General features: G+C 71.9%; 21 protein-coding genes. 10 read left to right on the top strand and 11 right to left on the bottom strand.

Annotated elements, in window-relative coordinates:
- Nucleotides 1–14: 14 nt before the first annotated feature.
- Nucleotides 15–1,019 (bottom strand): pantoate--beta-alanine ligase, encoded by a 1,005-nt coding sequence (panC, locus tag ACIO9J_RS42125; RefSeq protein ID WP_402010889.1) that lies wholly within the window; start codon nucleotides 1,017–1,019, stop codon nucleotides 15–17.
- Nucleotides 1,016–2,008 (bottom strand): Rossmann-like and DUF2520 domain-containing protein, encoded by a 993-nt coding sequence (locus ACIO9J_RS42130; protein WP_402010891.1) that lies wholly within the window; start codon nucleotides 2,006–2,008, stop codon nucleotides 1,016–1,018. Before ACIO9J_RS42130 ends, panC begins: the two co-directional genes overlap by 4 nt.
- A gap of 92 nt (nucleotides 2,009–2,100) precedes the next feature.
- On the opposite strand from ACIO9J_RS42130, the gene ACIO9J_RS42135 reads away from it, so the two are divergent.
- Nucleotides 2,101–3,336, top strand: coding sequence for a threonine aldolase family protein (locus ACIO9J_RS42135; RefSeq protein ID WP_402010893.1), 1,236 nt, complete (start codon nucleotides 2,101–2,103; stop codon nucleotides 3,334–3,336).
- Here the strand turns inward: ACIO9J_RS42135 and ACIO9J_RS42140 are convergent.
- Nucleotides 3,293–3,538: a hypothetical protein gene (locus ACIO9J_RS42140; RefSeq protein ID WP_402010895.1), complete on the bottom strand. Its 246-nt coding sequence runs from the start codon at nucleotides 3,536–3,538 to the stop codon at nucleotides 3,293–3,295. The two genes, ACIO9J_RS42135 and ACIO9J_RS42140, sit on opposite strands and share 44 nt — an antisense overlap.
- Before the next feature lie 240 nt (nucleotides 3,539–3,778).
- Here ACIO9J_RS42140 and ACIO9J_RS42145 point away from each other — a divergent pair, with 240 nt between their 5' ends.
- The gene (locus ACIO9J_RS42145) at nucleotides 3,779–4,885 is read left to right on the top strand and encodes a DUF5937 family protein (protein ID WP_402010896.1); all 1,107 of its coding nucleotides are present in this window, start codon (nucleotides 3,779–3,781) and stop codon (nucleotides 4,883–4,885) included.
- A 186-nt stretch (nucleotides 4,886–5,071) separates the two neighbouring features.
- Nucleotides 5,072–6,271: a serine hydrolase domain-containing protein gene (locus ACIO9J_RS42150; RefSeq protein WP_402010898.1), complete on the top strand. Its 1,200-nt coding sequence runs from the start codon at nucleotides 5,072–5,074 to the stop codon at nucleotides 6,269–6,271.
- Nucleotides 6,272–6,389: 118 nt separating this feature from the next.
- On the opposite strand, the gene ACIO9J_RS42155 is transcribed toward ACIO9J_RS42150, so the two are convergent.
- Nucleotides 6,390–7,061 carry a response regulator gene (locus ACIO9J_RS42155; RefSeq protein WP_402010899.1) on the bottom strand — a complete coding sequence of 224 codons (672 nt, stop codon included), beginning with the start codon at nucleotides 7,059–7,061 and terminating at the stop codon, nucleotides 6,390–6,392.
- Between the two features lie 51 nt (nucleotides 7,062–7,112).
- On the bottom strand, nucleotides 7,113–8,315 hold the full coding sequence (locus ACIO9J_RS42160; protein ID WP_402010901.1) for a sensor histidine kinase: 1,203 nt from the start codon (nucleotides 8,313–8,315) through the stop codon (nucleotides 7,113–7,115).
- A gap of 106 nt (nucleotides 8,316–8,421) precedes the next feature.
- Between ACIO9J_RS42160 and ACIO9J_RS42165 the strand changes: the two genes are divergently transcribed.
- On the top strand, nucleotides 8,422–9,492 hold the full coding sequence (locus tag ACIO9J_RS42165; RefSeq protein WP_402010903.1) for an SAM-dependent methyltransferase: 1,071 nt from the start codon (nucleotides 8,422–8,424) through the stop codon (nucleotides 9,490–9,492).
- Here ACIO9J_RS42165 and ACIO9J_RS42170 read toward each other — a convergent pair.
- Nucleotides 9,457–10,620 carry an NADH-quinone oxidoreductase subunit D gene (locus ACIO9J_RS42170; RefSeq protein WP_402010905.1) on the bottom strand — a complete coding sequence of 388 codons (1,164 nt, stop codon included), beginning with the start codon at nucleotides 10,618–10,620 and terminating at the stop codon, nucleotides 9,457–9,459. The two genes, ACIO9J_RS42165 and ACIO9J_RS42170, sit on opposite strands and share 36 nt — an antisense overlap.
- A 105-nt stretch (nucleotides 10,621–10,725) precedes the next feature.
- Between ACIO9J_RS42170 and ACIO9J_RS42175 the strand changes: the two genes are divergently transcribed.
- Nucleotides 10,726–11,235 carry a PH domain-containing protein gene (locus ACIO9J_RS42175; RefSeq protein WP_402010906.1) on the top strand — a complete coding sequence of 170 codons (510 nt, stop codon included), beginning with the start codon at nucleotides 10,726–10,728 and terminating at the stop codon, nucleotides 11,233–11,235.
- Between the two features lie 17 nt (nucleotides 11,236–11,252).
- Nucleotides 11,253–12,626 (top strand): PH domain-containing protein, encoded by a 1,374-nt coding sequence (locus tag ACIO9J_RS42180; RefSeq protein ID WP_402010908.1) that lies wholly within the window; start codon nucleotides 11,253–11,255, stop codon nucleotides 12,624–12,626.
- Nucleotides 12,627–12,999: 373 nt separating this feature from the next.
- Here the strand turns inward: ACIO9J_RS42180 and ACIO9J_RS42185 are convergent, their stop codons facing one another.
- From ACIO9J_RS42185 to ACIO9J_RS42200, 4 genes are all read right to left on the bottom strand, one after another.
- Complete coding sequence (locus ACIO9J_RS42185; RefSeq protein WP_402010910.1) at nucleotides 13,000–14,292, bottom strand: hypothetical protein; 1,293 nt, start codon at nucleotides 14,290–14,292, stop codon at nucleotides 13,000–13,002.
- 254 nt (nucleotides 14,293–14,546) lie between these two features.
- Nucleotides 14,547–15,527, bottom strand: coding sequence for an ABC transporter substrate-binding protein (locus tag ACIO9J_RS42190; protein WP_402010912.1), 981 nt, complete (start codon nucleotides 15,525–15,527; stop codon nucleotides 14,547–14,549).
- Nucleotides 15,528–15,636: 109 nt separating this feature from the next.
- A complete protein-coding gene (locus tag ACIO9J_RS42195) occupies nucleotides 15,637–16,323 on the bottom strand; it encodes an ABC transporter permease (RefSeq protein WP_402010913.1) in 687 nt (228 codons plus the stop codon).
- The gene (locus ACIO9J_RS42200; protein WP_402010915.1) at nucleotides 16,320–17,048 is read right to left on the bottom strand and encodes an ABC transporter permease; all 729 of its coding nucleotides are present in this window, start codon (nucleotides 17,046–17,048) and stop codon (nucleotides 16,320–16,322) included. The genes ACIO9J_RS42195 and ACIO9J_RS42200 overlap by 4 nt, the downstream gene beginning before the upstream one ends.
- Before the next feature lie 158 nt (nucleotides 17,049–17,206).
- Between ACIO9J_RS42200 and ACIO9J_RS42205 the strand changes: the two genes are divergently transcribed.
- Nucleotides 17,207–18,355: an ABC transporter ATP-binding protein gene (locus tag ACIO9J_RS42205; protein ID WP_402010917.1), complete on the top strand. Its 1,149-nt coding sequence runs from the start codon at nucleotides 17,207–17,209 to the stop codon at nucleotides 18,353–18,355.
- A gap of 37 nt (nucleotides 18,356–18,392) precedes the next feature.
- On the opposite strand, the gene ACIO9J_RS42210 is transcribed toward ACIO9J_RS42205, so the two are convergent.
- Nucleotides 18,393–19,511: an alpha/beta hydrolase gene (locus ACIO9J_RS42210; protein ID WP_402010919.1), complete on the bottom strand. Its 1,119-nt coding sequence runs from the start codon at nucleotides 19,509–19,511 to the stop codon at nucleotides 18,393–18,395.
- A gap of 248 nt (nucleotides 19,512–19,759) precedes the next feature.
- Between ACIO9J_RS42210 and ACIO9J_RS42215 the strand changes: the two genes are divergently transcribed.
- The 3 genes from ACIO9J_RS42215 to ACIO9J_RS42225 are packed head-to-tail and all read left to right on the top strand — an operon-like array spanning nucleotide 19,760 to nucleotide 23,064.
- Nucleotides 19,760–21,580: a phosphatidylglycerol lysyltransferase domain-containing protein gene (locus ACIO9J_RS42215; RefSeq protein ID WP_402010921.1), complete on the top strand. Its 1,821-nt coding sequence runs from the start codon at nucleotides 19,760–19,762 to the stop codon at nucleotides 21,578–21,580.
- 30 nt (nucleotides 21,581–21,610) lie between these two features.
- Nucleotides 21,611–22,480, top strand: coding sequence for a dihydropteroate synthase (folP, locus tag ACIO9J_RS42220; protein ID WP_402010923.1), 870 nt, complete (start codon nucleotides 21,611–21,613; stop codon nucleotides 22,478–22,480).
- The gene (locus tag ACIO9J_RS42225) at nucleotides 22,477–23,064 is read left to right on the top strand and encodes a nuclear transport factor 2 family protein (protein WP_402010924.1); all 588 of its coding nucleotides are present in this window, start codon (nucleotides 22,477–22,479) and stop codon (nucleotides 23,062–23,064) included. Before folP ends, ACIO9J_RS42225 begins: the two co-directional genes overlap by 4 nt.
- Nucleotides 23,065–23,231: the final 167 nt, after the last annotated feature.

Here is a 23,231-nt window from a genome sequence, read left to right on the forward strand (position 1 = left end):
GGCTCCGTTCGCGCTCATACGGTGGTTCCGAAGGTCAGCGGGATGTTGTCGATCAGTCGCGTGGAGCCGACCCGGGCGGCCACGGCGAGGACGGCGTCACCGCTGTGCCCCGGACGTACGTCGGTGAAGTCGGCGGGGTCGACCAGCGCCACGTAGTCCAGCTCCAGCGGGGGCCTCAGGCGGGCCGCCTCGTCGAGGACCTGCCGGGCGGCGGCGAGCACGGCCGCGGGTCCGCCGGTCGCGGCGGGCGGCCCGGACTGGGCGACCGCGTGGGCGTCGGCGGCCGCGCGGGACTCGCCGATGGCGCTCAGGGCGACGGCACGCGCGCGGGTGGCGGGCGCGGTGGCGGCACGCGCGCGCAGGGCCTCCTGCGCGGCATGCCGGTCGCGGCCCGCGAAGAGGGCCTGGGAGAGGGCGAGCGCGGTGCGGCGCTCGTCGGGCGCCAGGTAGCGGTTGCGGCTGGAGAGCGCGAGGCCGTCGTCCTCGCGGACGGTGGGGACGCCGACGATCTCCACGTCGAAGTTCAGGTCGCGCACCATGCGGCGGATCAGGGCGAGCTGCTGGGCGTCCTTCTGCCCGAACAGCGCCGCGTCGGGCCGGGTGAGGTGCAGCAGCTTGGCGACGACGGTGAGCATGCCGTCGAAGTGGCCGGGGCGGGTGGCGCCTTCGAGGACCGTGCCCATGGGGCCGGCGCCGATGCGGACCTGGGGCTCGCCGCCCGGGTAGACCTCGTCCGCGGACGGGGCGAACACGGCGTCCGCGCCCGCCTGTTCGGCGATCTTGAGGTCGGCTTCGAGGGTGCGCGGGTAGCGGTCGAGGTCCTCGCCCGCGCCGAACTGGAGCGGGTTCACGAAGACCGTGACGACGACCTCGCCGTCCGGGCCCGCGAGGCGGCGGGCGGCGCGGATCAGCGAGGCGTGCCCGTCGTGCAGGGCGCCCATGGTCATGACGACGGCCCTGCGCCCTTCACGCGCGCGCGTGCGCAAGGACTCGGCGGTGTGCAGCAGGGTGGTGGTCATCGGCTTTCCCCCTCGGCTCCGCCGCTGCCGCCCGCCCCGTTGGCGAGCACGCCGAGGAGGTCCTCGGCGAGCTCCGGCTTGAGCAGGCCGTGCGCGAGGGCGCGGTCGGCGGTGGCGCGGGCCATCGCGAGGTAGCCCGCGACGGTCCCCGGGGCGTGCTTGCGCAACTCGGCGACGTGCGCGGCGACGGTGCCCGCGTCCCCGCGCGCGACGGGTCCGGTGAGCGCGGCGTCGCCGGAGCGCAGGGCGTTGTCGAGGGCGGCGCCGAGCAGCGGGCCGAGCATCCGGTCGGGGGCGGCCACGCCCGCGTCGCGGAGCAGCTCCATGGACTCGGCGACCAGCGTGACCAGGTGGTTCGCACCGAGGGCGAGGGCCGCGTGGTAGAGCGGACGGTTCTCCTCGGCGATCCACTCGGGCTCGCCGCCCATCTCGATGACCAGGGCCTCCGCGGCGAGCCGCAGTTCCTCGGGCGCGGTGACGCCGAAGGAGCAGCCGGCCAGGCGCTGTACGTCGACGGCGGTGCCGGTGAAGGTCATGGCGGGGTGCAGCGCGAGCGGCAGGGCGCCGGCCCGCAGCGCGGGTTCGAGGACCTTGGTGCCGTACCTGCCGGAGGTGTGCACGAGCAGCTGTCCCGGGCGCACGGCCCCGGTCTCCGCGAGGCCCTCGACGAGGCCGGGCAGGGCGTCGTCGGGGACGGTCAGGAGCACCAGGTCGGCCCGCTTCATGACCTCGGCGGGCGTGACGAGGGGGACGTCGGGCAGCATCGCGGCGGCGCGTCGTACGGAGGTGTCGGACACTCCGGACGCGGCCACCGGACGGTGCCCTGCGAACTGCAGCGACGCGGCGAGCGCGGGGCCCACGCGGCCCGCTCCCACGACGCCCACGGTGAGCCTCGCGGGACGGTCCCGCGGGTCTGGCTGATGCGATGCGTTCACGCGATGACGCCTTCCGTTCCAGTCCGCTCGGGGTACCGGACGATTTCTCGTCATGCTAACGCTATTGGTTCGCGCCGCGTCCTGCGCTGTCCACAGGCTGTGGTTATTCGTATGCCCGGTGGCGGCGGGCGGGTCATGCTCGGGGGATGACTGCGAAGAACGCGGAATCCCCAGAGGACGCGGCGACCACCGAGGGCACCGGGAACACCGAGGTCGCGGAGGATGCTGCGCACCCGGAGCAGGGCCAGGATGTGGAGCAGGACCAGCGCGTCCGGCGGCGCGCGGCCGCGCTGGGCGCCGCACGGACCCTGCACCGCACTCCCCTGCACCTCTCGCTCACCGAGCGCCTCTCGGCCCTCGCGGCCGCGGCCCCCGAGGTGGTGGGCGCCGACGATCCCACGGACATCTACGGCGACGCCGTGGTGGCCACCCTGGAGGAGGAGGTCGCGGACCTGCTCGGCAAGGAGGCCGCCGTCTTCTTCCCGACCGGCACGATGGCCCAGCAGGTCGCCCTGCGCTGCTGGGCGGGGCGCACCGGGAACGCGACCGTCGCCCTGCACCCGATGGCACACCCCGAAGTCCACGAAGGGGGCGCCCTGTCCACGGTGAGCGGGCTGCGCACGGTGCACCCGACGCAGGCTCCCCGGCTGCCGACGGCCGACGAAGTGCGCGACCACGAGGAGCCCTTCGGGACGCTGATGCTCGAACTGCCGCTCCGGGACGCCGGTTTCGTCCTGCCCACCTGGGAGGAGCTCGAAGAGGTGGTGGCGGCGGCCCGCGAGCGGGACGCGGTGGTGCACTTCGACGGGGCCCGCCTGTGGGAGTGCACGACGCACTTCGGCCGCCCTCTGGCGGAGATCGCCGGGCTCGCGGACAGCGTGTACGTCTCGTTCTACAAGTCCCTCGAAGGTCTCAGCGGCGCCGCGCTCGCCGGGCCGCGCACGCTGATCGACGAGGCGCGGGTGTGGCGCCACCGCTACGGGGGCCACCTCTTCCAGCAGTTCCCGACCGCCGTGTCGGCCCTGCTCGGCCTCAGGCACGCGCTGCCCAGGCTGCCCGAGTACGTCGCCCACGCGCGCGTGGTCGCCGAGGCGCTGCGCGACGGGCTCACGGCCGCCGGTGTGCCCTGGTCGCGCGTGCACCCCGAGCGGCCGCACACCCATCAGTTCCAGGTCTGGCTGCCGTACGCGACGGACGTGCTCGACGAGGCCGCGCTCGGGCAGGCGGAGGAGACCAGGACCATGCTCTTCGGGCGCTGGTTCGCCGACGGTCCTCCCGGCCTCTCGGTCACGGAGGTCACCGTGACCGACGCGGGCCTGGACTGGACGGCCGACGACGTCAAGGAAGCGGCCGCGGAGTTCGTGCGACGGCTCCCCGGCTGACCTGGCCGCCGCGCAGCAGCCGGGCCAGGGCGGCGCGCAGCCTGCCGTGGGCGGGGCGTTCCTCGACGACGGCACGGAAGCGGCCGTAGTCGCGGACCTCGCGGACGGCCTGCCATTCGTCGCCGCCGGGCGCGGGGGGCGTCGGCTCGTGGCGCTGGGCGGCGCGGTAGGTGTCGAGCAGGTACTGCTGGGTGACGCTCATGACGGTTCGCCTCTCATGGCAAATAGTACTTAACGGACACCTAAGGGCCCGTTGATCACAGGTCTCGGAAGGGGAGTCGGAAGGGGCATCGGAACGGGAGCCGGGTCGGCCACGCGGCGACGCTGCCGCGCTCCGTCCGATGACCACAGCCTGCTCCCCCGTCCCCTCCCCCGTCGCGCCGATTGACGACGCTCGTCAATCGGCGGCGGCGCTGTCAGTGGCGCGGTGCACCATGGGGACATGAGCGTGAGCATCGACATCACCGGGCTTCCCACCGAGCGGATCCACGTCGTGCCCTCACCCCTGGCCGAGCTCGGCATGGCGCTGCACGCGCTCTCCGAGCCGGGTCACCACCCGGGGCTGCAGGGCTGGGCGACGGCCGTCTCCGCCCGCCTCGACCCCTGCCTCGCGGACCGCATGTGCGAGGCGGACTTCCTGTGGCGCACCACGTTCTCGGACGTGTTCACGCCCTTCGCGGGCCTGCCGGGGCAGAACGGGCTGCCCGGGGCCACGCTCGCCGAGGAGCTCGACCAGCTGGACAAGCTGACCGACGAGCAGTTCGTGGACGCGGCCCTGGAGTTCACCTGCCAGTCGACGTACGCGGAGCCGGACCGCAATCTCCTGACCGACCCCGCGGTGCGCCAGCGCGCGCTGGACCTGGCCGCCGCCCGCGGCCCGCTCCAGATGCGCTTCACCCAGCGCCTGCTGGACGATCCGCCGGCCGTCCGCGCCTGGTTCCGCACGCTCTTGCAGGACTGCGAGGAGGCCTTCTTCGCGGACACCTGGGCCCGGGTGAGCCACCAACTGGCCGCGGACGCCCGGCACAAGACCGAGCTGCTGCGGCGCAAGGGCCTCCCGGAGGCTCTGAAGGCCATGTCCGGAGCGGTGTCCCTGGACGAGAGCGGGCGGGTGCTCACCGTCGACAAGATCAGCGTGGGCCGCACCGCCACGGGCTCGGGCGGCCTGGTGATCGTCCCGACCAGCCTCGGCTGGCCGCACCTGTGGGTGCTGCACCGCAAGGGCTGGCAGGCGTCGATCACGTACCCGATCAGCTCCCCCGGCCTCACCGCCCCGCCCTCGGTCGAGCAGCTGACCCGCCGCATGTCCGCGCTCGCGCACCCGGTGCGGATGCGCCTGTGCCGCCACCTCGCGCGCGGGGCGTACACGACGAGCGAGCTGGCCGACGCGCACGGGATGACGGCGCCGGAGATATCCCGGCACCTGAGCGTCCTGAAGAAGGCGGACCTGGTCAGCACGCGCCGCCGCGGACGCTATGTGCAGCACCAGTTGGACATCGGCGTGGTGTCCCGGCTCGGCAGCGACTTCATCGAGGGCGTCCTGCGTTAGGGCCCTAGGGCCGGTCGTGCGGGTCAGGCCCTGGGCGAGCGCGAACGCCCCCGCCCGGTACGGAAGTACCGGGGGCTAACCCCACCGGATCCGGGCGGTTAGCAGGATCGCCCCGGGTGATCACCGGCGGAAATGCTGGAGGCGGCAGATGCCGCTGGTCGACCGACGTTTCCGTAGGAGTCATTCGTGCGTGAGCAGGCAAGGCAGAAGTTCCGTTCCACCGGGCGGCGGCGAGGTGCCCGGCGCAGGACGGTGCGGGCCGCCGCCGCGCTGTCCGTGGGCATCGTGGCGCTGGGTGCCCTCGGACAGTCCGCGTCGGCCGCAGCCCGGCCCGACTCCGCCCCGCGGACCGGCTCCGTCCACCGGACCGACTCCGTCCAGCGGGGCCTGGACTCCCTGGTGCGGCAGGACGGCGTGCCCGCGGCCCTGGCGAGCGTCGGGGACTCCAGGGGCCACACCCGTACGTACACGGCGGGGGTCGCCGACCTGGCCACCGGCGCGAAGGTGCCCGACGACGGCCAGGTGCGGATCGGCAGCAACACCAAGACGTTCACCGCGGTGGTCGTGCTCCAGCTGGTCGACGAGGGGAAGGTCCGCCTCGACGCCCCGATCGAGGACTATCTGCCGGGCCTCGTCCGCGGCGACGGGATCGACGGGCACCGCATCACCGTCCGCCAGCTCCTCCAGCACACCAGCGGGCTGCCCAACTACGTGAAGTACCTCGACGCCGAGCCCCGCTCCTACACCCCGCGCGAGCTCCTGGACCGCGCCCTCCAGCACAAGAAGGACTTCGATCCGGGCGACAAGTGGGAGTACAGCAACACCAATTACGTACTGGCGGGGATGCTGATCGAGAAGGTCACCAAGCACCGCGTGGCCCACGAGATCGAGCGGCGCGTCATCGAGCCCCTCGGGCTGCGCCACACCTACTTCCCCGCCCCCGGTGAGACGAAGATCCGGGAGGCCCACCCCAAGGGCTACGACAAGGACGCGTCGGGCGCCCCGCTCGACGTCACCGAGTTCGACCCCTCCTGGGGCTGGTCGGCGGGCCAGATGGTCTCCACCGACTCCGACCTGAACCGGTTCGCCACCGCGATCCTGGACGGCGGCCTCCTCTCGGAGCGGCGGCTCGCCGAGATGCGCACCACCGTCCCCGCCGAGTACTTCGGCCGCGGCGCGCGCTACGGCCTCGGGCTCGTCAGCAAGCCGCTGTCCTGCGGCGGCGTCTACTGGGGCCACGGCGGCAGCATGACGGGGTACGAGACCCGGGGCGGCGCCACCGACGACGGCCGCGCCGCCAACGTCGCGGTCACCACCCAGCCGTCCGACGAGAAGGTCATGAAGCACGTCGACCGCCTCGTGGACAAGGCCCTGTGCCGCAGCTGAACCGCCCCTCCGTAGAGCCCGTCCGGTGAACCGTCGTCTCCGTAGAGGCCGTCCGGTGAACCACCGTCTCCGTAGAGCCCGTCCGGCGCGCGACGCCGGGCGGGCCGCCGGGCGACTCCTAGGCCGAGCCCCCGGCGCGCACCAGACCCGTCTCGTACGCGAGCACGACCACCTGCACGCGGTCGCGCAGTTCCAGCTTGGTCAGGATCCGGCCGACGTGCGTCTTCACGGTCGCCTCGGAGAGGACGAGCCGCGCCGCGATCTCACCGTTCGACAGGCCCTGCGCGACCAGGATCATCACCTCGCGCTCGCGCGAGGTCAGGCGCTCCAACTGCTTGTGCTGGGGCTGCCCTCCGGTGTTCGGCAGCATCGGGGCGAAGCGGTCGAGCAGCCGCCGCGTCGTGGAGGGCGCGACCACCGCGTCACCGCTGTGCACCGAGCGGATCGCGGCGAGCAGCTCCCCCGGAGGCACGTCCTTGAGCATGAAGCCGGACGCGCCGGCCTTCAGCCCGGAGAAGGCGTACTCGTCCAGGTCGAAGGTGGTCAGGATCAGCACCTTGGGCGGGTGCGCGCCCTGGCAGATGCGCCGGGTGGTCTCCACACCGTCGAGCTTCGGCATGCGCACGTCCATGAGGACCACGTCGACCTTCGTGGCGCGCAGCACCTCCAGCGCCTCGACACCGTCGCCCGCCTCCGCGACGACCTCCATGTCCGGCTGGGCGGCGAGCACCATCCGGAACCCGGTGCGCAGCAGCACCTGGTCGTCGACGAGCATCACGCGGATCGACATCAAGGGGGTCCCTTCGGGGAGCGGGCCGGTGACAGGTGTCATCGGCGGACATCAATGTGCGGGCTTGAGCGGCAGCAGCGCGCTGATGCGGAAGCCCCCGCCGGGCCGCGGTCCCGCGTCCAGCGTGCCGCCGACCATACCCACGCGCTCGCGCATGCCGATGAGCCCGTGCCCGCTGCCGTCGGCGCCGCCGTCCTCGTACAGCTCGTGCGGGGCGCCCTTGCCGTCGTCCTCGACGAGCAGCCCGAGGCCGTCGTCGAAGTAGACGAGGCGCACGCTCGCACCGGCGTTCTCACCGCCGTGCTTGCGGGTGTTGGTGAGCGCCTCCTGCACGATGCGGTACGCGGTGAGCTCCACGCCGCTCGGCAGCGGGCGCGGGGTGCCCTCGACCTTGTAGTCGACGGGCAGCCCCGCCGTGCGCACCTGTTCGATGAGCTCGTCGAGCTGCTCGACGTCGGGCTGCGGGACGTACTCGCCGCTCTCCTCGGGCTCCCCGGTGCGCAGCACGCCCAGCAGGCGGCGCATCTCCGCGAGGGCCTGGCGGCCGGTGCCCGAGATGGTCTCCAGGGCCTTCTTGGCCTGGTCGGGCGCGGCGTCCATGACGTACGCGGCGCCGTCGGCCTGCACCACCATCACCGAGACGTTGTGCGCGACGACGTCGTGCAGCTCGCGGGCGATCCTGGCCCGCTCGGCCGCCACCGCGACCTTGGACTGTGCCTCGCGCTCCCGCTCCAGGCGGTCGGCGCGCTCCTCCAGCTGGGCGAGGTAGGCCCGGCGGGTGCGGATGGAGTCGCCGAGCACCCAGGCGAGCACGAAGGGGACGGTCTGGAAGACCGCGAAGAGGACGCTCCCGAAGACACTTATGTTCTCGGTGGGCCAGCGCATCATCGACAGCGGCGCCGCGCACAGGCCGCCGATCAGCGCGAACCGGGAGGCCCACTTCTCGCCGTCGGCCGCGGCCGTGTAGATGATCACCAGCATCGAGAAGTTCGCGGGCATCGTCCGGACGTCGAAGATCAACTGGGCGACGCCGACCACCGCGGCGAGCACCAGCATCCGCTCGGTCGCCCTCCGGCGCAGCGCGACCACCAGGGACAGGCCGATCGCCACCGGGACCGCGGCCAGGTTCGGCTCTCGGGAACTGCCCTCGATCATGGTGAGGAGACCGATCCCGGAGATCCCGAGCAGGACGAGGCCCCAGAAGCCGTCGACCCACGTCGGGTGTCTGCGGAGGAAGTCGTAGAGGCGCTGCACGTAACCCAGCGTAGGCAGCCCCACGGCACCCCGGGGTCAACCGAAGGTCCGATCCGTATCGAGCACATGTACTCCCCAAGGTGGAGGCCCGCTTAACCTGCGCGCTGTGACGAACGACAAAGAACCCGCGCCCGCGGCCCGGCGAGGCGGCTGGCGCACGGCCTCGGAAACCGCCCTGTACGGCCCTGACGGCTTCTATCTCAGCCCCGAGGGACCCGGGGGCCACTTCCGTACGTCCGTGCACGCCTCGCCCCTCTACGCGGGCGCGGTGGCACTGCTCCTGTGCCGCGTGGACGCGGCGCTCGACCACCCGGACGAGTTGGCGTTCGTCGACATGGGCGCGGGCCGCGGCGAGCTGACGACGGGCGTCCTCGCCGCGCTGCCCGCCGACGTGGCGGCACGCGTGCGTGCGTACGCCGTGGAGCGCGCGGAGCGTCCCGCGGGACTCGACCCCCGCGTCGAGTGGCGGTCCGCTCCCCCGGCCGGCGTCACCGGCCTGCTCTTCGCCAACGAGTGGCTGGACAACGTCCCCTTGGACGTCGTCGAGGTGGCGGCCGACGGCACGGTGCGCCGCGTCCTGGTCGACGGCGCGGGCGACGAGTCGCTGGGCGGTCCCGTCGAAGGGGCGGACGCCGAGTGGCTCGCGCGCTGGTGGCCGCTGGAGTCCGAACCGGGCCTGCGCGCGGAGATCGGCCGCCCCAGGGACGAGGCGTGGGCGTCCGCCGTGGCGACCCTCGCGCGCGGCCTCGCGGTCGCCGTGGACTACGCCCACTTCCGCGCAGCGCGCCCGCCGTTCGGCACCCTGACGGGCTTTCGCGCGGGCCGCGAGACGACCCCGGTGCCGGACGGGACCTGCGACATCACCGCGCATGTGGCGCTGGACGCGTGCGCGCTCGACGGGGCCGCGCTGCTCACCCAGCGCTCGGCGCTCGGCGCCCTCGGAGTGAGCGGCGGCCGCCCGCCGCTGTCCCTGGCCTCCAGCGACCCGGCCGCGTACGTGCGGGCCCTCGCGGGCGCCGGGGAGGCGGCGGAGCTGACCGCGTCCGGCGGACTCGGGGACTTCGGCTGGCTGGCGCAGCCCGTGGGCGTACGCCTTGAAGGGACCCTTCTTACTGAAGAGGCTGATGGGGCTGAAGGGGCCCTACTTGTCGATGTCGCCGACTACGAAGAACAGTGATCCCAGGATCGCCACCATGTCCGCGACCAGCTGGCCGGGGAGCAGGACGGCGAGCGCCTGGATGTTGTTGTACGAGGCGGAGCGCAGCTTCAGTCGGTATGGGGTCTTCTCGCCCTTGCTGACCAGGTAGTAGCCGTTGATGCCGAGCGGGTTCTCGGTCCACGCGTACGTGTGGCCCTCGGGGGCCTTGAGGACCTTCGGCAGGCGCTGGTTGATCGGGCCCTGCGGCAGGTCCACGATCCGGTCCAAGCAGGCGTCCGCGAGGTCCAGGGCGTTGTGGGTCTGCTCCAGGAGGCACTCGAAGCGGGCCAGGCAGTCGCCCTCCTGGCGCGTGACGACCTTCAGGGTGTCCTGGAGTTCGCCGTACGCCAGGTAGGGCTCGTCGCGGCGCAGGTCGAAGTCGACTCCGGAGGCACGCGCGATGGGACCGCTCACTCCGTAGGCGTGCACCGCCTCGGGGGTGAGCACTCCGACGTCCCTCGTACGGCCGCGGAAGATCTCGTTGCCGAGCACCAGACGGTCGTACACGTCCATGCGCGAGCGCACCGAGGCGACGGCGGCACGCGCGCGCGTGGTCCATCCCGCGGGCAGGTCCTCCTTGAGGCCGCCGACGCGGTTGAACATGTAGTGCATGCGGCCGCCGGAGATCTCCTCCATCACGTTCTGGAGCTCCTCGCGCTCGCGGAACGCGTGGAACACCGGGGTGATGCCGCCCAGTTCGAGGGGGTAGGAGCCGAGGAACATCAGGTGGTTGAGCACCCGGTTCAGCTCGGCGAGCAGCGTGCGCGTCCAGACCGCGCGCTCGGGCACCTCCATGCCGAGCATCCGCTCGACGGCGAGCACCACGCCCAGCTCGTTCGAGAACGCCGACAGCCAGTCGTGGCGGTTGGCCAGCATCACGATCTGCCGGTAGTCCCTGGCCTCGAAGAGCTTCTCCGCGCCGCGGTGCATATAGCCGATGACCGGCTCCGCGTGCTGGATGCGCTCGCCGTCCAGGACGAGGCGCAGACGCAGCACGCCGTGCGTGGACGGGTGCTGGGGGCCGATGTTGAGCACCATGTCGGTGCTCTCCGCGGCGCCGCCGATGCCGAGCGTGGTCTCCGTGGTGGTCTCCGTCGTGGGACTCATGCGCACAGTGTCTCGTACCCGCCGTCGTACGCGGCGGCCCCTTCGTCGTACGCGGCCGCCCCTTCGTCGTACGCGACCGTCACTGGTCGTACGTACGCTTGAGGCATGGAAACGGGGATGGCGGGACCCGCAGGACCGGACGCGACGCGGGCGGAGCCGGTGTGGACCGGGCTGCCGCGGGGGCTGCTGAAGATGCGGCGGCTCCTGCTGGTGATCTGGTTCGTGCCGATCGCGGTGGCGCTGGGGGTGCTGCTCGGTGTGTTCGCGGGCCCGGTCTGGGCGGCGTTCGCACTGCTGCCGCTCGCCGTCGTGGCGTGGGGCTGGCCGATGCTGGGGCGCAACTGGCGCTCGTGGCGCTACGCCGAGCGCGCCGACGACCTGCTGCTCAGCAGGGGCGTGCTGTGGCGCGAGGAGACCGTCGTGCCGTACGGCAGGATGCAGCTCGTCGAGGTGACGTCGGGCCCCGTGGAGCGGTACTTCGGCCTCGCGGGCGTCCAGCTGCACACGGCGGCCGCCGCCACCGACGCGCGCATCCCCGGCCTGCTCCCCGAGGAGGCCGAGCGGCTGCGCGACCGGCTCACCGAGCTCGGCGAGGCCCGATCGGCGGGGCTGTGAACGAGGTCGACGGGGCCGTGAACGAGACACGGGAAGCGGAAGCCACGGAAGCCGCGGCGCAGGGCCGCTCCGAGGCCGTCGACGCGGTGCAGGAGCTCCAGGAGCGGCGGCTGCACCCCGTCACACCGCTGCGCCGCGCGTGGGCGCCGTTCGCGGTCCTGGTGGGCCTGGCGGTGCACGATCCGAACGGCACCCAGCAGCGGGTCACCGAACTCCCCGTGGTGCAGCTGCTCGCCGGGATCGCCGTCGTCCTCGTGAGCGGCTCCGTCTACGGCTTCCTGAGCTGGTGGTTCACGCACTTCGCGGTCACCGACACCGAACTGCGCATCCGCACCGGACTGTTCTTCCGGCGCACCGCCCACATCCGGCTCGACCGGCTCCAGGCCGTCGACGTGACACGGCCGCTCCTCGCCCGCATCGCGGGCGTCGCCAAGCTCAAGCTGGACGTCGTCGGCACGGAGGACAAGGACGAACTGGCGTACCTCGGCGAGCAGGAGGCCGTCGCGCTGCGGGCCGAACTCCTCGCGCGGTCCGCCGGATTCGCCCCCGAGGAGGCCCGCGAGGTCGGCGAGGCCCCGGTGCGCGGCCTGCTGCACGTACAGCCGAAGATGCTCGCCGTGTCGCTGCTGCTCACCGGCGCGCCCTGGGTGATGCTCATCGCCGCGATCGTCGTGCCGTCCTTCCTGTGGATCGCCACGCACAACCTGTGGACGGTCCTCGCGACCGGACTGCCCATGCTGGGCGGCGCGTTCGCGAGCAGCGCGGGCCGCTTCATCGGGGAGTACGACTGGACGGTGGGCGAGTCCCCCGACGGTCTGCGCATCGACCACGGGCTGCTCGACAAGGCGCACGAGACGGTGCCGCCGGGCCGCGTGCAGACGGTGCACATCGTGCAGCCGCTGTTGTGGCGACGGTTCGGCTGGGTGCGGGTCGAGCTCGACGTGGCGGGCTCGGACAACAGCGTCCTGGTGCCGGTCGCCTCGCGCGAGGTCGCGGAGTCGGTCATCGCGCGGGTGCTGCCGGGCGCGCGCGTGCCGGAGCCGGCGGAACTGACCCGCCCGCCCGCGCGCGCGGCGTGGTGCCTGCCGCTGTGGTGGAAGGGGTACGGCCTGGCCGTCACCGACGCGGTCTTCGCCGCCCGCCACGGCCTGCTCAAGCGCCGCCTCTCCCTGGTGCCGCACGCCAAGGTGCAGAGCGTGCGGCTCTCGCAGGGCCCGTGGGAGCGGTACAAGGGCGTGGCCGACGTACGGGTGCACACGGGCGCAGGCAAAACGATCTCGGCCCGCCTCCGCCCCACAGAGGAGGCACACGCCCTCCTCCAATCCCAGGCAGACCGCTCCCGCACGGGCCGCAGAGAAGCGTTGCCGGAACGCTGGATGTCCACGTCGTAGTCGGAGGCGTAGCCGCAGCCGTAGAGGACGGGACGGGCGGGACGCCCCGGATCAGGTGCGACGGGACGGTTGGGCGCCGCATCAAGCGCACGGGGCGGGTGAGCCCGCATCAGGGACACGGGGCAGGTGAGCCCCGTCACGGGCACGGGTAGGCACGCCCCGCATCAAGCGCACGGCGCCGAGGAGCCCGTCAAGGGGCGCGGGGAACTGCGCGGCCAGCCACAACGCCCCCGCAGGGCCCCACAACGAACGCCCCCCGAACCCGGCCAGGGCCCGGCACGGGCCGAAGCGAACCCCGAGCCGAACCCTGCACGGGCCAGGAAGAACCCGGTGCAGGCCGAGGCGAACCCGACGCAGGCCCACCCCGATCCGCTCAACCCAGCAGCGCGCTCCGCAACCCCGCCACATCGATCTGCTCGGTCTCGTCATGCGCCGTCAGATCGATGACCTGCCCCACACCCCGCTCGGCGTCCCCCTGGGGCGCGGCCTTGAACTCCGCCTCCGCCTCGGCCTTGTGGACCGCGAGCGCCTCCTCGCCGACCACATCGGCGAGGTCCTCGTTCTGCACCGACTCCAGCGCGGCGGGCGCCACGCTCTTCGTACCGAAGAAGTCGAATCCGCCCTGGGGAACAGGGCGTCGCGCCTGCACGGGCGGCGCGACGGCGACCGCGCGCTCGTGCCCGCCGTATCCGTCGGCCGCCCCGGACTTCCCCTGCGCGTCGCCGCCTTCCGCTTCGGCGGGCCCGGCGGATTCCGGCGCGGCGGTGGCGCGGGGCCGCGGAGCCAGCCGGTCGAGCGCGGCGTTGGCCCGCAGGAACAGCGAGGGAGTGGGGCTCGCACCCGGCCGCACGGCGGACGGGGAGCCTACGTTCTCGTCGTCCCGGGACTTGTCGTCGTGGGACTTGTCGTCGTGGGACTGATCGCCCCCGGAGTTCTTCACACCGTCAGAAGCACGCTCAGGACCGCCCTCAACAAGCCCCTCAGCAAGCCCCTCGGGACCGTCCCCAGCAACGCCCTCAGGACCGCCCTCAGCCGCCCCCTCAGACACCTGCCCGCCCATGGAGGCATCGACGTCAGAAGCCCCCCGAGCCCGCGCCCCCGGCGCAACCGGCGCCCCCGCCCGCACCGCGGGCACCAGATCCACCGCACCGGGCACGAGCCCCTCGGGACCGGAACCGGAACCCGCACGCGGCAGTGCCGGTGCCGACGACGACGCCTCTATGGCGAGCAGCCTGCGCCCTTCGAGCGCGCTGGCCCGCTCGGTCTCCGCGGTGGCGTACCTCCGCAGGAGCGCCGCGTGTTCGTTGCGGAGCGCGGCCAGCTCGGCGCGCTTGGCCCGCAGCTTGTTCTCCAGCTTGCCGCGCATCTCGCGGGACTCTTCGAGGTCGGACTCGGCCTCGGCTATGCGTTCCTCGTAGCGCCACTCGTCGCCCGCGCGGGCCCGGCCCAGCTCGGCGACGCGTCTGCCGGCCGCCTGGTCCCAGCGGCGCATGACGACCGAGCCCACGACGGCAGCGGCGGCCGCGGCCGCGACGAGTCCGCGGAGCACGACCGGTTCCGCGAACATCCAGGCGCCGCCGGCGCAGAGAACTGAGACGCCTGCGACCGTCGAGGGAGGAAGCAGCCTGTGCAGGGGTGGGGAATGGCGGTGACGTCCACGTGGCATGGCCAGAAACTTACCGCGCGTAGGCGAAGTCTGGTGCCCCGGGCGCCAAAATGCCGGTGCCACAACCGTAACTCGCCACAACTCCCCACCCCTGCTCCGCTTTGCTTCAGCGGTCAACTTCCGCTTCGGTCACGGAACTTCTCCGGAAATCCAAGATCAACTTCTGAACCGGATCCCCGACTTCCTGATCGGAGCCTTAACTTCCGGATTGACTCCTCCCTTGACGTCAGGGCTCCGGAGTCGGCACTCGGGAGTCAGGACTTCCCGATCAGGCCCTTCGACTCCAGATACTCCTTCGCGACATCCGCTTCCTTCTGCCGCTCCTCGTCGACCTTCCGGTTGAGTTCGACGAGGTCGTCCGTCGTGAGCGTCTTCGTCAGCTTCGCGAGCGCCGCCGCTATCTCCTTGTCGCCCGCGTCCTTGGCGTTCACCACGGGCAGGATGTTGTCCGCGTTCTGGAGCTTCTTGTCGTCCTCCAGGATCACGAGGTCGAAGTTCTTCAGCGTCGCGTCGGTCGTCGTGGTCAGCACCAGCTGGTCCGTGCCGTTCTTCACGGCCTGCTTGGACTGCGTGGTGCCGACGCCCTTGGGGTCGATTCCGGTGACGTCGATGCCGTACTTCTTCTTCAGCCCCGGCGCGCAGAACGGCCTGGACTCGCATTCGTCACTCGCCGCGATCTTGACCTTCTCGCCCGACTTGCCGAGATCCGAAAGCGTCTTGAGCTTGTGCTCCTTGGCGAAATCCGCCGACACCGCGAACGCGTTCTGGTCGACCGCGTCACCGGCGGGAAGGACCTTCAGGCCCTCCGGCTCCGCGAGCTTCTTCAGCGCGGCCACCGTGGCGTCGGCATCGCTGGACGCGACGGGCTTCGCCTTCGGGCCGTTCTTCTCCAGGTTGAGGAATTCCGCGAGCGTGGCCGCGTATTCGGGCGCGATGTCGATCGAGCCCTTCTTCAGTTCGGGCTTGTAGATCTCGCGGTTCTGCACGGTCTTGACCGACGCGTCATATCCCGCGTCCTCCAGGAGACCGGCATAGAGCTCGGCGAGCACCTTCTGTTCGGTGAACCGGGCCGAACCCACCACCAGCGAGCCCTTCTTGTCACCGCCCGCCTTGTCCGACCCCCCGTCCTTGTCCTCCAGGCTGTCCCCGCCGCACGCGGCGAGCCCAGCGGTCAGGGCCACGACGGCCGCGGCCGCCCCCGCCATCCGTCGCGCGCGACGCGTAGTGCTGTTCATCGGTGAACCACCATTTCGAAAGGAATCAGAAAACCCACTGCCCGGCCCAGCCTCATGGCCCGGCCCGGACTCACTGCCCGGACTCACTGCCCGGCCTCACTGCCCGGCCTCACTGCCCGGACTCACTGAACCGCGTCCCCCTGCGCGGGTCGAAGAGCCGGCCCACCAGGACGAGCACCGCCTCGACCAGCAGCGCGAGCAGCGCCACCAGGAGCGCGCCCGCGACCACTTGGGGCGTGTTCTGCAGGTTGAACCCGGCCGTGATGATCCGGCCCAGACCGCCCTCGCCCGCCATCGCGGCGAGCGTGGCCGTCGCGACGACCTGCACGCCCGCCGACCGTACGCCCGTCATGATCAGCGGGTACGCCAGCGGCAGCTCGACCCGGGCGAACAGCTGGCCGCCGCTCATGCCCATGCCGCGCGCCGCCTCCACCACCGCCCTGTCCACCTCGCGCATCCCGAGGTAGGCGTTGGTCAGCAGCGGCGGCACCGCGAAGAGGACCAGCGCGATCAGCGTCGGCGCGTCCCCGTGCTCCCCGAGCGGGGTGAGCGTCAGCAGGATCAGCAGCGCGAGCGTGGGCACCGCGCGGCCGATGTTGGAGATGTTGACCGCGAGGGCGCCGCCCTTGCCGATGTGGCCCAGGTAGAGCGCGAGGGGCAGCGCGATCACGCAGGCGACGGCGAGCGTGACCCCGCTGAAGTACAGGTGCTCGGACAGGCGGTGCCACACCCCCTTCTCGCCCTGCCAGTTGGCGCCCGTGGTCAGCCAGTCGTACGCACCGGTGATCTCGTTCATGCGGGTTCAGCCACCTTGGCCACGGCCGCCTTGCGGGCGGCACGGCTCGTCCGTATTCGGTGGACGCGGGTCCACGGCGTCAGCAGGCGCTGGAGCCCGAGCAGCAGCACGTCCGCGACGATCGCGAGGAGCACGCAGAGCACCGAGGCGGTGAGCACCTGGGCCTTGAAGGTCGTGTCGAGCCCGTCGAGGATCAGCGTGCCGAGGCCGCCGTAGTCCACGATGGCGCCGACGGTGGTCAGGGCGACGGTGGAGACCGTGGTGATCCGGACGCCCGCGAGCAGGGCGGGCAGCGCGAGCGGCAGCTCCACTTCCCACAGCAGCCGCAGCGGGCCGTACCCCATGCCCTTCGCCGCGTCCCGTGCCTCGTCGGGCACGGCTTGCAGGCCGGCCAGGATGTTCCGCACGAGGACCGTGAGCGAGTACAGGACGAGGCCCGTGACGACCAGGGAGATCGAGAGTCCGAAGAACGGCAGCAGCAGCGAGAACATGGCGAGCGACGGGACCGTGTAGAGCACGGTCGTCACGCCCAGGATCGGTCCCGCGAGGAAGCGCCAGCGCCGCGCGAGCAGGGCCAGCGGCAGGGACACCGCGAGCCCGATCGCGACCGAGACGAGCGTGATCCCGATGTGCTGAAGGGTCGCGTCGATCAGTTCCTGGCTGCGGGTGCGGAGATATTCCCCGCAGATCCAGTCGTTCGTCACCAGACAGCTCTGCTTCGCCACGCGCCCCACCTCCCCCGAATCCCCGGACGTATGCCGTACACACGTCCCCCCGTGTCTGGCGACCCTAACGCGAGGCACTGACAATCGCCGAGACTCGTTGTACGGCCGCAACATGGCCTTCACGCAAAGCCCGCCACCGCCCGCCACAATGGGGAATCATGATCCGGTTCGAGCACGTCACCAAGCGCTACGCGGACGGCACCACGGCCGTCGACGATCTGTCCTTCGAGGTCGCCGAGGGTGAACTGGTCACGCTCGTCGGCCCGTCCGGCTGCGGCAAGACCACGACGATGAAGATGGTGAACCGGCTCATCGAGCCGAGCGAGGGCCGGATACTCGTCGAAGGCGAGGACATATCCGGCACCGACCCGGTCCAACTCCGGCGCCGCATCGGCTATGTGATCCAGCAGGTCGGCCTCTTCCCGCACAAGACGGTCCTGGAGAACACCGCGACCGTCCCGCACCTCCTGGGCGTCAAGCGCGGCAAGGCCCGCGAGCGCGCCGCCGAACTCCTGGACCTGGTGGGCCTCGACCCCGCCGTCTTCGGCGACCGCTACCCCGAGCAGCTCTCCGGCGGCCAGCGCCAGCGCGTCGGCGTGGCCCGCGCGCTGGCCGCCGATCCGCCGGTGCTCCTGATGGACGAGCCGTTCGGCGCGGTCGACCCGGTGGTGCGCGAGCACCTCCAGAACGAGTTCCTCCGCCTCCAGCAGGCCGTGCGCAAGACCGTGCTCTTCGTCACGCACGACATCGAGGAGGCGGTCCGGCTCGGCGACCGCATCGCCGTCTACGGACAGGGCCGCATCGAGCAGTTCGACACCCCCTCGACCGTCCTGGGCGCCCCCGCGAACGACTACGTGGCGGACTTCGTCGGCGCGGACCGCGGCCTCAAGCGGCTCTCCGTGACGCCGATCGAGGAGGGCGACCTGGAGCAGCCGCCCGTGGTGCACCTGGACGACCCGCTGCCCAAGAAGCTCGACGCCCGCTGGGCCGTCGTCCTGGACGGCGAGAACAACCTGCACGGCTGGATCTCCGCCGAGCACGCGCGCGTGGGCAGCGGCACGGTCCGCGAGCACGCGCGGCGGATGGAGGCCTGGCTCCCGGTCGGCGCGAGCCTCAAGCAGGCGTTCGCGACGATGCTCCAGCACGACGCGGGCTGGATCGCGGTCATCGACAAGGACAGCGAGGGCCGCTTCCTGGGGGTGCTCACACCGGCCAGGCTGCACGAGGCGCTGCGCCGCTCCACGGCGGCGGACGCGCGGGACATCGCGCGCGACGAGGTGCAGTTGGAGACGGTCACCAAGGTGTGAGGGCGGGCGGGGCCGCGGGACTGCGGTCCCGCGCCGCTCAGTTGTCGGTGAGGCGCCCGCTGATCCACTGCAGGGTCGCGGGGATCTCCCGGCGCCAGGTGTTGAAGTTGTGGCCGCCGCTCTCGAGCGTGATCGACGAGATCCGCGTGGGGGCCTTCACCTTGTCGATGAACTTCAAGGTGTCCTTGTAGTTGCTCTCGCCCTTCTTGCTGCTGCTCACCAGCAGGGAGGTCTTGGGCGGCGGCATGTGCTCCAGGTACCAGTTGAGGTTGGCGCGCTGCTCCAAGTCCTTGTCACCGTGGAAGAGATCGCCCGTGGTGACGTCGATGGGCGCCTTGTAGTACGCGGAGAGGCCGGCGCCCGCGCCGTACTTCTCGGGGTGGTGCATGGCGAGCTTCAGGGCGCAGTAGCCGCCGGTGGAGTCGCCGATGATGCCCCAGTTCTCGGCCTTGGTGCCCACCCTGTAGTGGCCCGAGATCGCGCCGGGCAGGTCCTGGGCGAAGAAGGTCTCGGTCTGCGGTCCGCCGGGGATGTCCACGCACTCGGTGTCCCTGGGCGGCGCGACGGTCGGCCGCAGCATGATCAGGATCATCGGCTGCATCTTGCCGTTGGCGGCCTGGCGGTGGGCGGTCTGCGGGTAGTGCAGGCCCTTGATGAGCGCCTCGGCGGTGCCCGGGTAGCCGGTGAGGACCACGGAGGCGGGGAACTTGCGGTTCTTGTACTGCGGCTGGAAGTACTCGGGCGGCAGGTAGACGTAGGCGGGGCTGGCTATGTTCGACGCCTTGCCCCCGATGTCGATCTTCTGGATCTGACCGCCGGTGGCGGGCCTGCTGCCGCCGGGTACGTTCACGGGCTGGGTGTCGAGGACCTTCACCGGGCCCTCCCCCTTGGCCGGGTCGTGGTCCACCACCACCCCGGGGCTCGTCTCCTGACCGAAGAGGTCGGCCCACGTCGCGTAGAAACCGAACGCCTGGTTCGCCGAGAGACCGACCGATGCGAAGATCGCGATCTGCGTGGCGACGAGCAGCCCGACGCGCCCCGTGACGGCCTTCCACGACTGGCGTGCGAGCCGCGGCCAGAGCCAGACGGTGCCGACGAAGAGCAGAACGGCCAGCAAGACCGCAAGGGCCAGGACCTTGTTGCTCGTGAGTCCCATGGGGTGTTCCTGCCTGCACTTTCTACTTTGCCCGGCTTTGCCGTGGCCTGCCGGACCGTGACCGAACCCGGACCTCGGCCTTACTGGCGCTTGCCGGAGCTTTTCCTCCGGTTTTCCGGTCGGGAGTGAACCCGTCTCCCGGAAGGACCGTCCTAGAGGGCGCAATAGTGCCGGATGCCGTTTTGGCACCGGATTCAAGCTCTCTCGCAGAACTACGGGATGCGATGTCTGTCAGGATAGATGGGGAAATGTCGGGTGGGGTTCCGAGCAGTGAGGACCACCATCATGACGGGCGGATGCGCCGGATGATGCGCGGCCCGCGCCCGGAGGCAGTGCCGACCCTCGTCGCCAGGGCCTGCATGCTCGTAGGGCTGCTGAACGTCGCTGCGGGCGTGTTCCCGCGCTTCAGGCGCAGCAGGATGCACGCCATCGCGGAGGTCCTGCCGGGCGCGCTCGGCCCGTTCGCGGCCGCGCTCGCGCTCAGCTCGGGCATCCTCCTGCTGCTGCTCGCGCACGGCCTGCGCCGCCACAAACGGCGGGCCTGGCGGGCCGCCGTGGTGCTGCTGCCCGCGGGAGCCGTGGCGCAGTTCGCGTACCGGCACTCCGTGATCGGTGTGGTGATCTCGCTCGCGCTGCTCGCCCTGCTGCTGCGCCATCGGAGTGAGTTCACGGCGCTGCCCGACCCGCGCAGCCGCTGGCGGGCACTGGCCAATTTCGTCCTCCTCGGAGCCGGATCCATCCTCCTCGGCCTGGTGATCGTCAGCGCCCACCCGGGGAAGGTGATCGGGGACCCGAGCATCACCGACCGCCTGGAGCACGTCCTCTATGGCCTCTTCGGCCTCGAGGGCCCCGTCGACTACTACGGACGCACATCCTGGACGGTTGGTTTCTCCCTCGGCGCACTCGGCATGCTGACCGCGCTGACCACCATCTACCTGGCCTTCCGCCCCGAGCACCCGGCCGCGCGCCTCACCGAGGACGACGAGAGCAGGCTGCGCGCGCTGCTCGACAAGCACGGCGGCCGCGACTCCCTGGGCCACTTCGCGCTCCGCCGCGACAAGGGCGTCGTCTTCTCCCCCAGCGGCAAGGCCGCCGTCACCTACCGCGTCGTCTCCGGAGTGATGCTCGCCAGCGGTGACCCGATCGGCGACGTCGAGGCCTGGCCCGGCGCGATCGAGCGCTTCATGGACGAGGCGAAGGCCCACTCCTGGACCCCCGCCGTCATGGGCTGCTCCGAGACGGGCGGCGAGGTCTGGACCCGTGAGACGGGTCTGGACGCCCTGGAACTCGGCGACGAGGCGGTGGTGGACGTCGCGGATTTCTCCCTGTCCGGGCGTGCGATGCGCAACGTACGCCAGATGGTCAAGCGGATCGAGCGCAATGGCTACGAGACGCGCGTACGGCGCATCCGTGACCTCGGCGAGAACGAGCTCGCCAGGATCCAGCGCGCCGCCGACGACTGGCGCGGCACCGACACCGAGCGCGGCTTCTCCATGGCGCTCGGCCGCATCGGCGACCCCGACGACGGCGACTGCCTGATCGCGACCGCCCACAAGGCCGACGAGGAGCCGGGTGCCTACGGCGACCTGAAGGCCGTCCTGCACTTCGTCCCCTGGGGCAAGGACGGCGTCTCCCTCGACCTGATGCGCCGCGACCGCTCGGCCGACCCCGGCATGAACGAGCTGCTCATCGTGGCCGCCCTCCAGGCCGCCCCGAAGCTCGGCATCGCGCGCGTGTCCCTCAACTTCGCGATGTTCCGCGCGGCGCTCGCCCGCGGCGAGAAGATCGGCGCGGGCCCGGTCCTGCGCGCCTGGCGCGGACTGCTCGTCTTCCTGTCCCGCTGGTTCCAGATCGAGTCCCTGTACAAGTTCAACGCGAAGTTCCGCCCCCGCTGGGAGCCCCGCTTCGTGGTCTACCGCTCCAGCAAGGACCTGCCCCGCATCGGCTTCGCCGCGATGCAGGCCGAGGGCTTCGTCACCCTCGCGCTGCCCCGCTTCCTGCGCAGGGGCACCGCACAGCGCCGTCCCTGCCCGCACCAGGCGAGCGAGCGCGAGGTCCAGGCGGCGTAATCGGCCCTCACCCGGGCCTAGGCTGGACACATGAGTACGTTGCGCGGGCGGGGAACGGTCCAGGGGCTGCCGGAGTGGGACCGCTGTGCGGTCATGGGCGTCGTGAACGTGACGCCCGACTCCTTCTCCGACGGCGGCCGCTGGTTCGACACCACGGCCGCCGTGAAGCACGGCATCGACCTGGTCGCGCAGGGCGCCGACCTGGTCGACGTCGGCGGCGAGTCCACCCGCCCCGGCGCACCGCGCGTGGACGAGGACGAGGAGCTCAAGCGCGTCGTCCCCGTGGTGCGCGGGCTGGCCGCGGAGGGCGTCACGGTCTCCGTGGACACCATGCGCGCCACCGTCGCCGAGCAGGCGCTCGCCGCGGGCGCCGTCCTGGTCAACGACGTCAGCGGCGGCCTCGCCGACCCGCGCATGGTCCCCGCGGTCGCCGCCGCGGAGGCCCCCTTCGTCGTCATGCACTGGCGGGGCTTCCTCACCGACATCCATGCCCAGCCGCACTACGACGACGTGCTCTCCGAAGTCGTCGACGAGCTCCACGCACGCGTGGAGGCCGCCATCGAGGGCGGCATCGCGCCCGAACGCATCGTCGTCGACCCGGGCCTCGGCTTCTCCAAGGAGGCCGAGCACGACCTCGAACTCCTCGCGGGCCTCGACCGGCTGCGCGGCCTCGGCCACCCGATCCTGGTCGCCGCGTCGCGCAAGAGGTTCCTCGGCCGCGTCCTCGCGGGCCCCGAGGGCGCCCCGCCGCCCGCCCGCGAGCGCGACGCCGCCACCGCCGCGGTCTCCGCCATCGCCGCCCACCAGGGCGCCTGGGCGGTCCGCGTGCACGAGGTGCGGGCGACGGCCGACGCGGTCCGTGTCGCCCAGGCCGTGACGGACGCCGGCGGCCGCCGGTGACCGGGGCCCAGACCGACGTCGAGCAGGTCGAACGCGCGAACACCGCCTTCTACGAAGCCCTCGAACGAGGCGACTTCGACGAGGTCTCCGACCTCTGGCTGGACTCCGAGGCCGACGGCACGAGCCTGGCCGACGAAGACGGCGACGAGGACGGCGGAGACAGCGCAGACAGCGACGACGGTGCGAACAGCGAGGACGGCGGGGGCGGCGCGGAGGACGGCGGCGGCGCGGCCGAGGACGCGATCTCCTGCGTGCACCCCGGCTGGCCGGTGCTCACCGGCCGCGGCGAGGTCCTCAGGTCGTACGCGCTGATCATGGCGAACACGGAGTACATCCAGTTCTTCCTGACCGACCTCAAGGTCGGCGTCGCCGGTGACACCGCCCTGGTGACCTGCACCGAGAACATCCTCAGCGGCGGCCCGCCCCCCGAAGGCGGCGGCGAGCTCGGCCCGCTGGTGGGCCAGCTCGTGGTCGCCACGAATGTGTTCCGGCGCACACCCGACGGCTGGAAGCTCTGGTCGCACCACGCGTCGCCCGTACTGGCCGAAACCGACGACGAAGAAGGCGACGAGACACCCTCCTGAGTGGGTAGGTGCCGAGAAGTGGTTGGGATCACCAGCCGCCGGGTATGGGCGGCTACCAGCCATCCGCCGCGGCCGGAACGCGGCTCGACCGCCGTCCACCGCGGCGGCCGACGGGCCCCGCAGGCGAGCACTGTCGGTGCTCGCAGGTAGATTCGATCGAGGCTGGT

This window comes from Streptomyces sp. NPDC087300 (assembly GCF_044744425.1).
Lineage (GTDB): Bacteria > Actinomycetota > Actinomycetes > Streptomycetales > Streptomycetaceae > Streptomyces.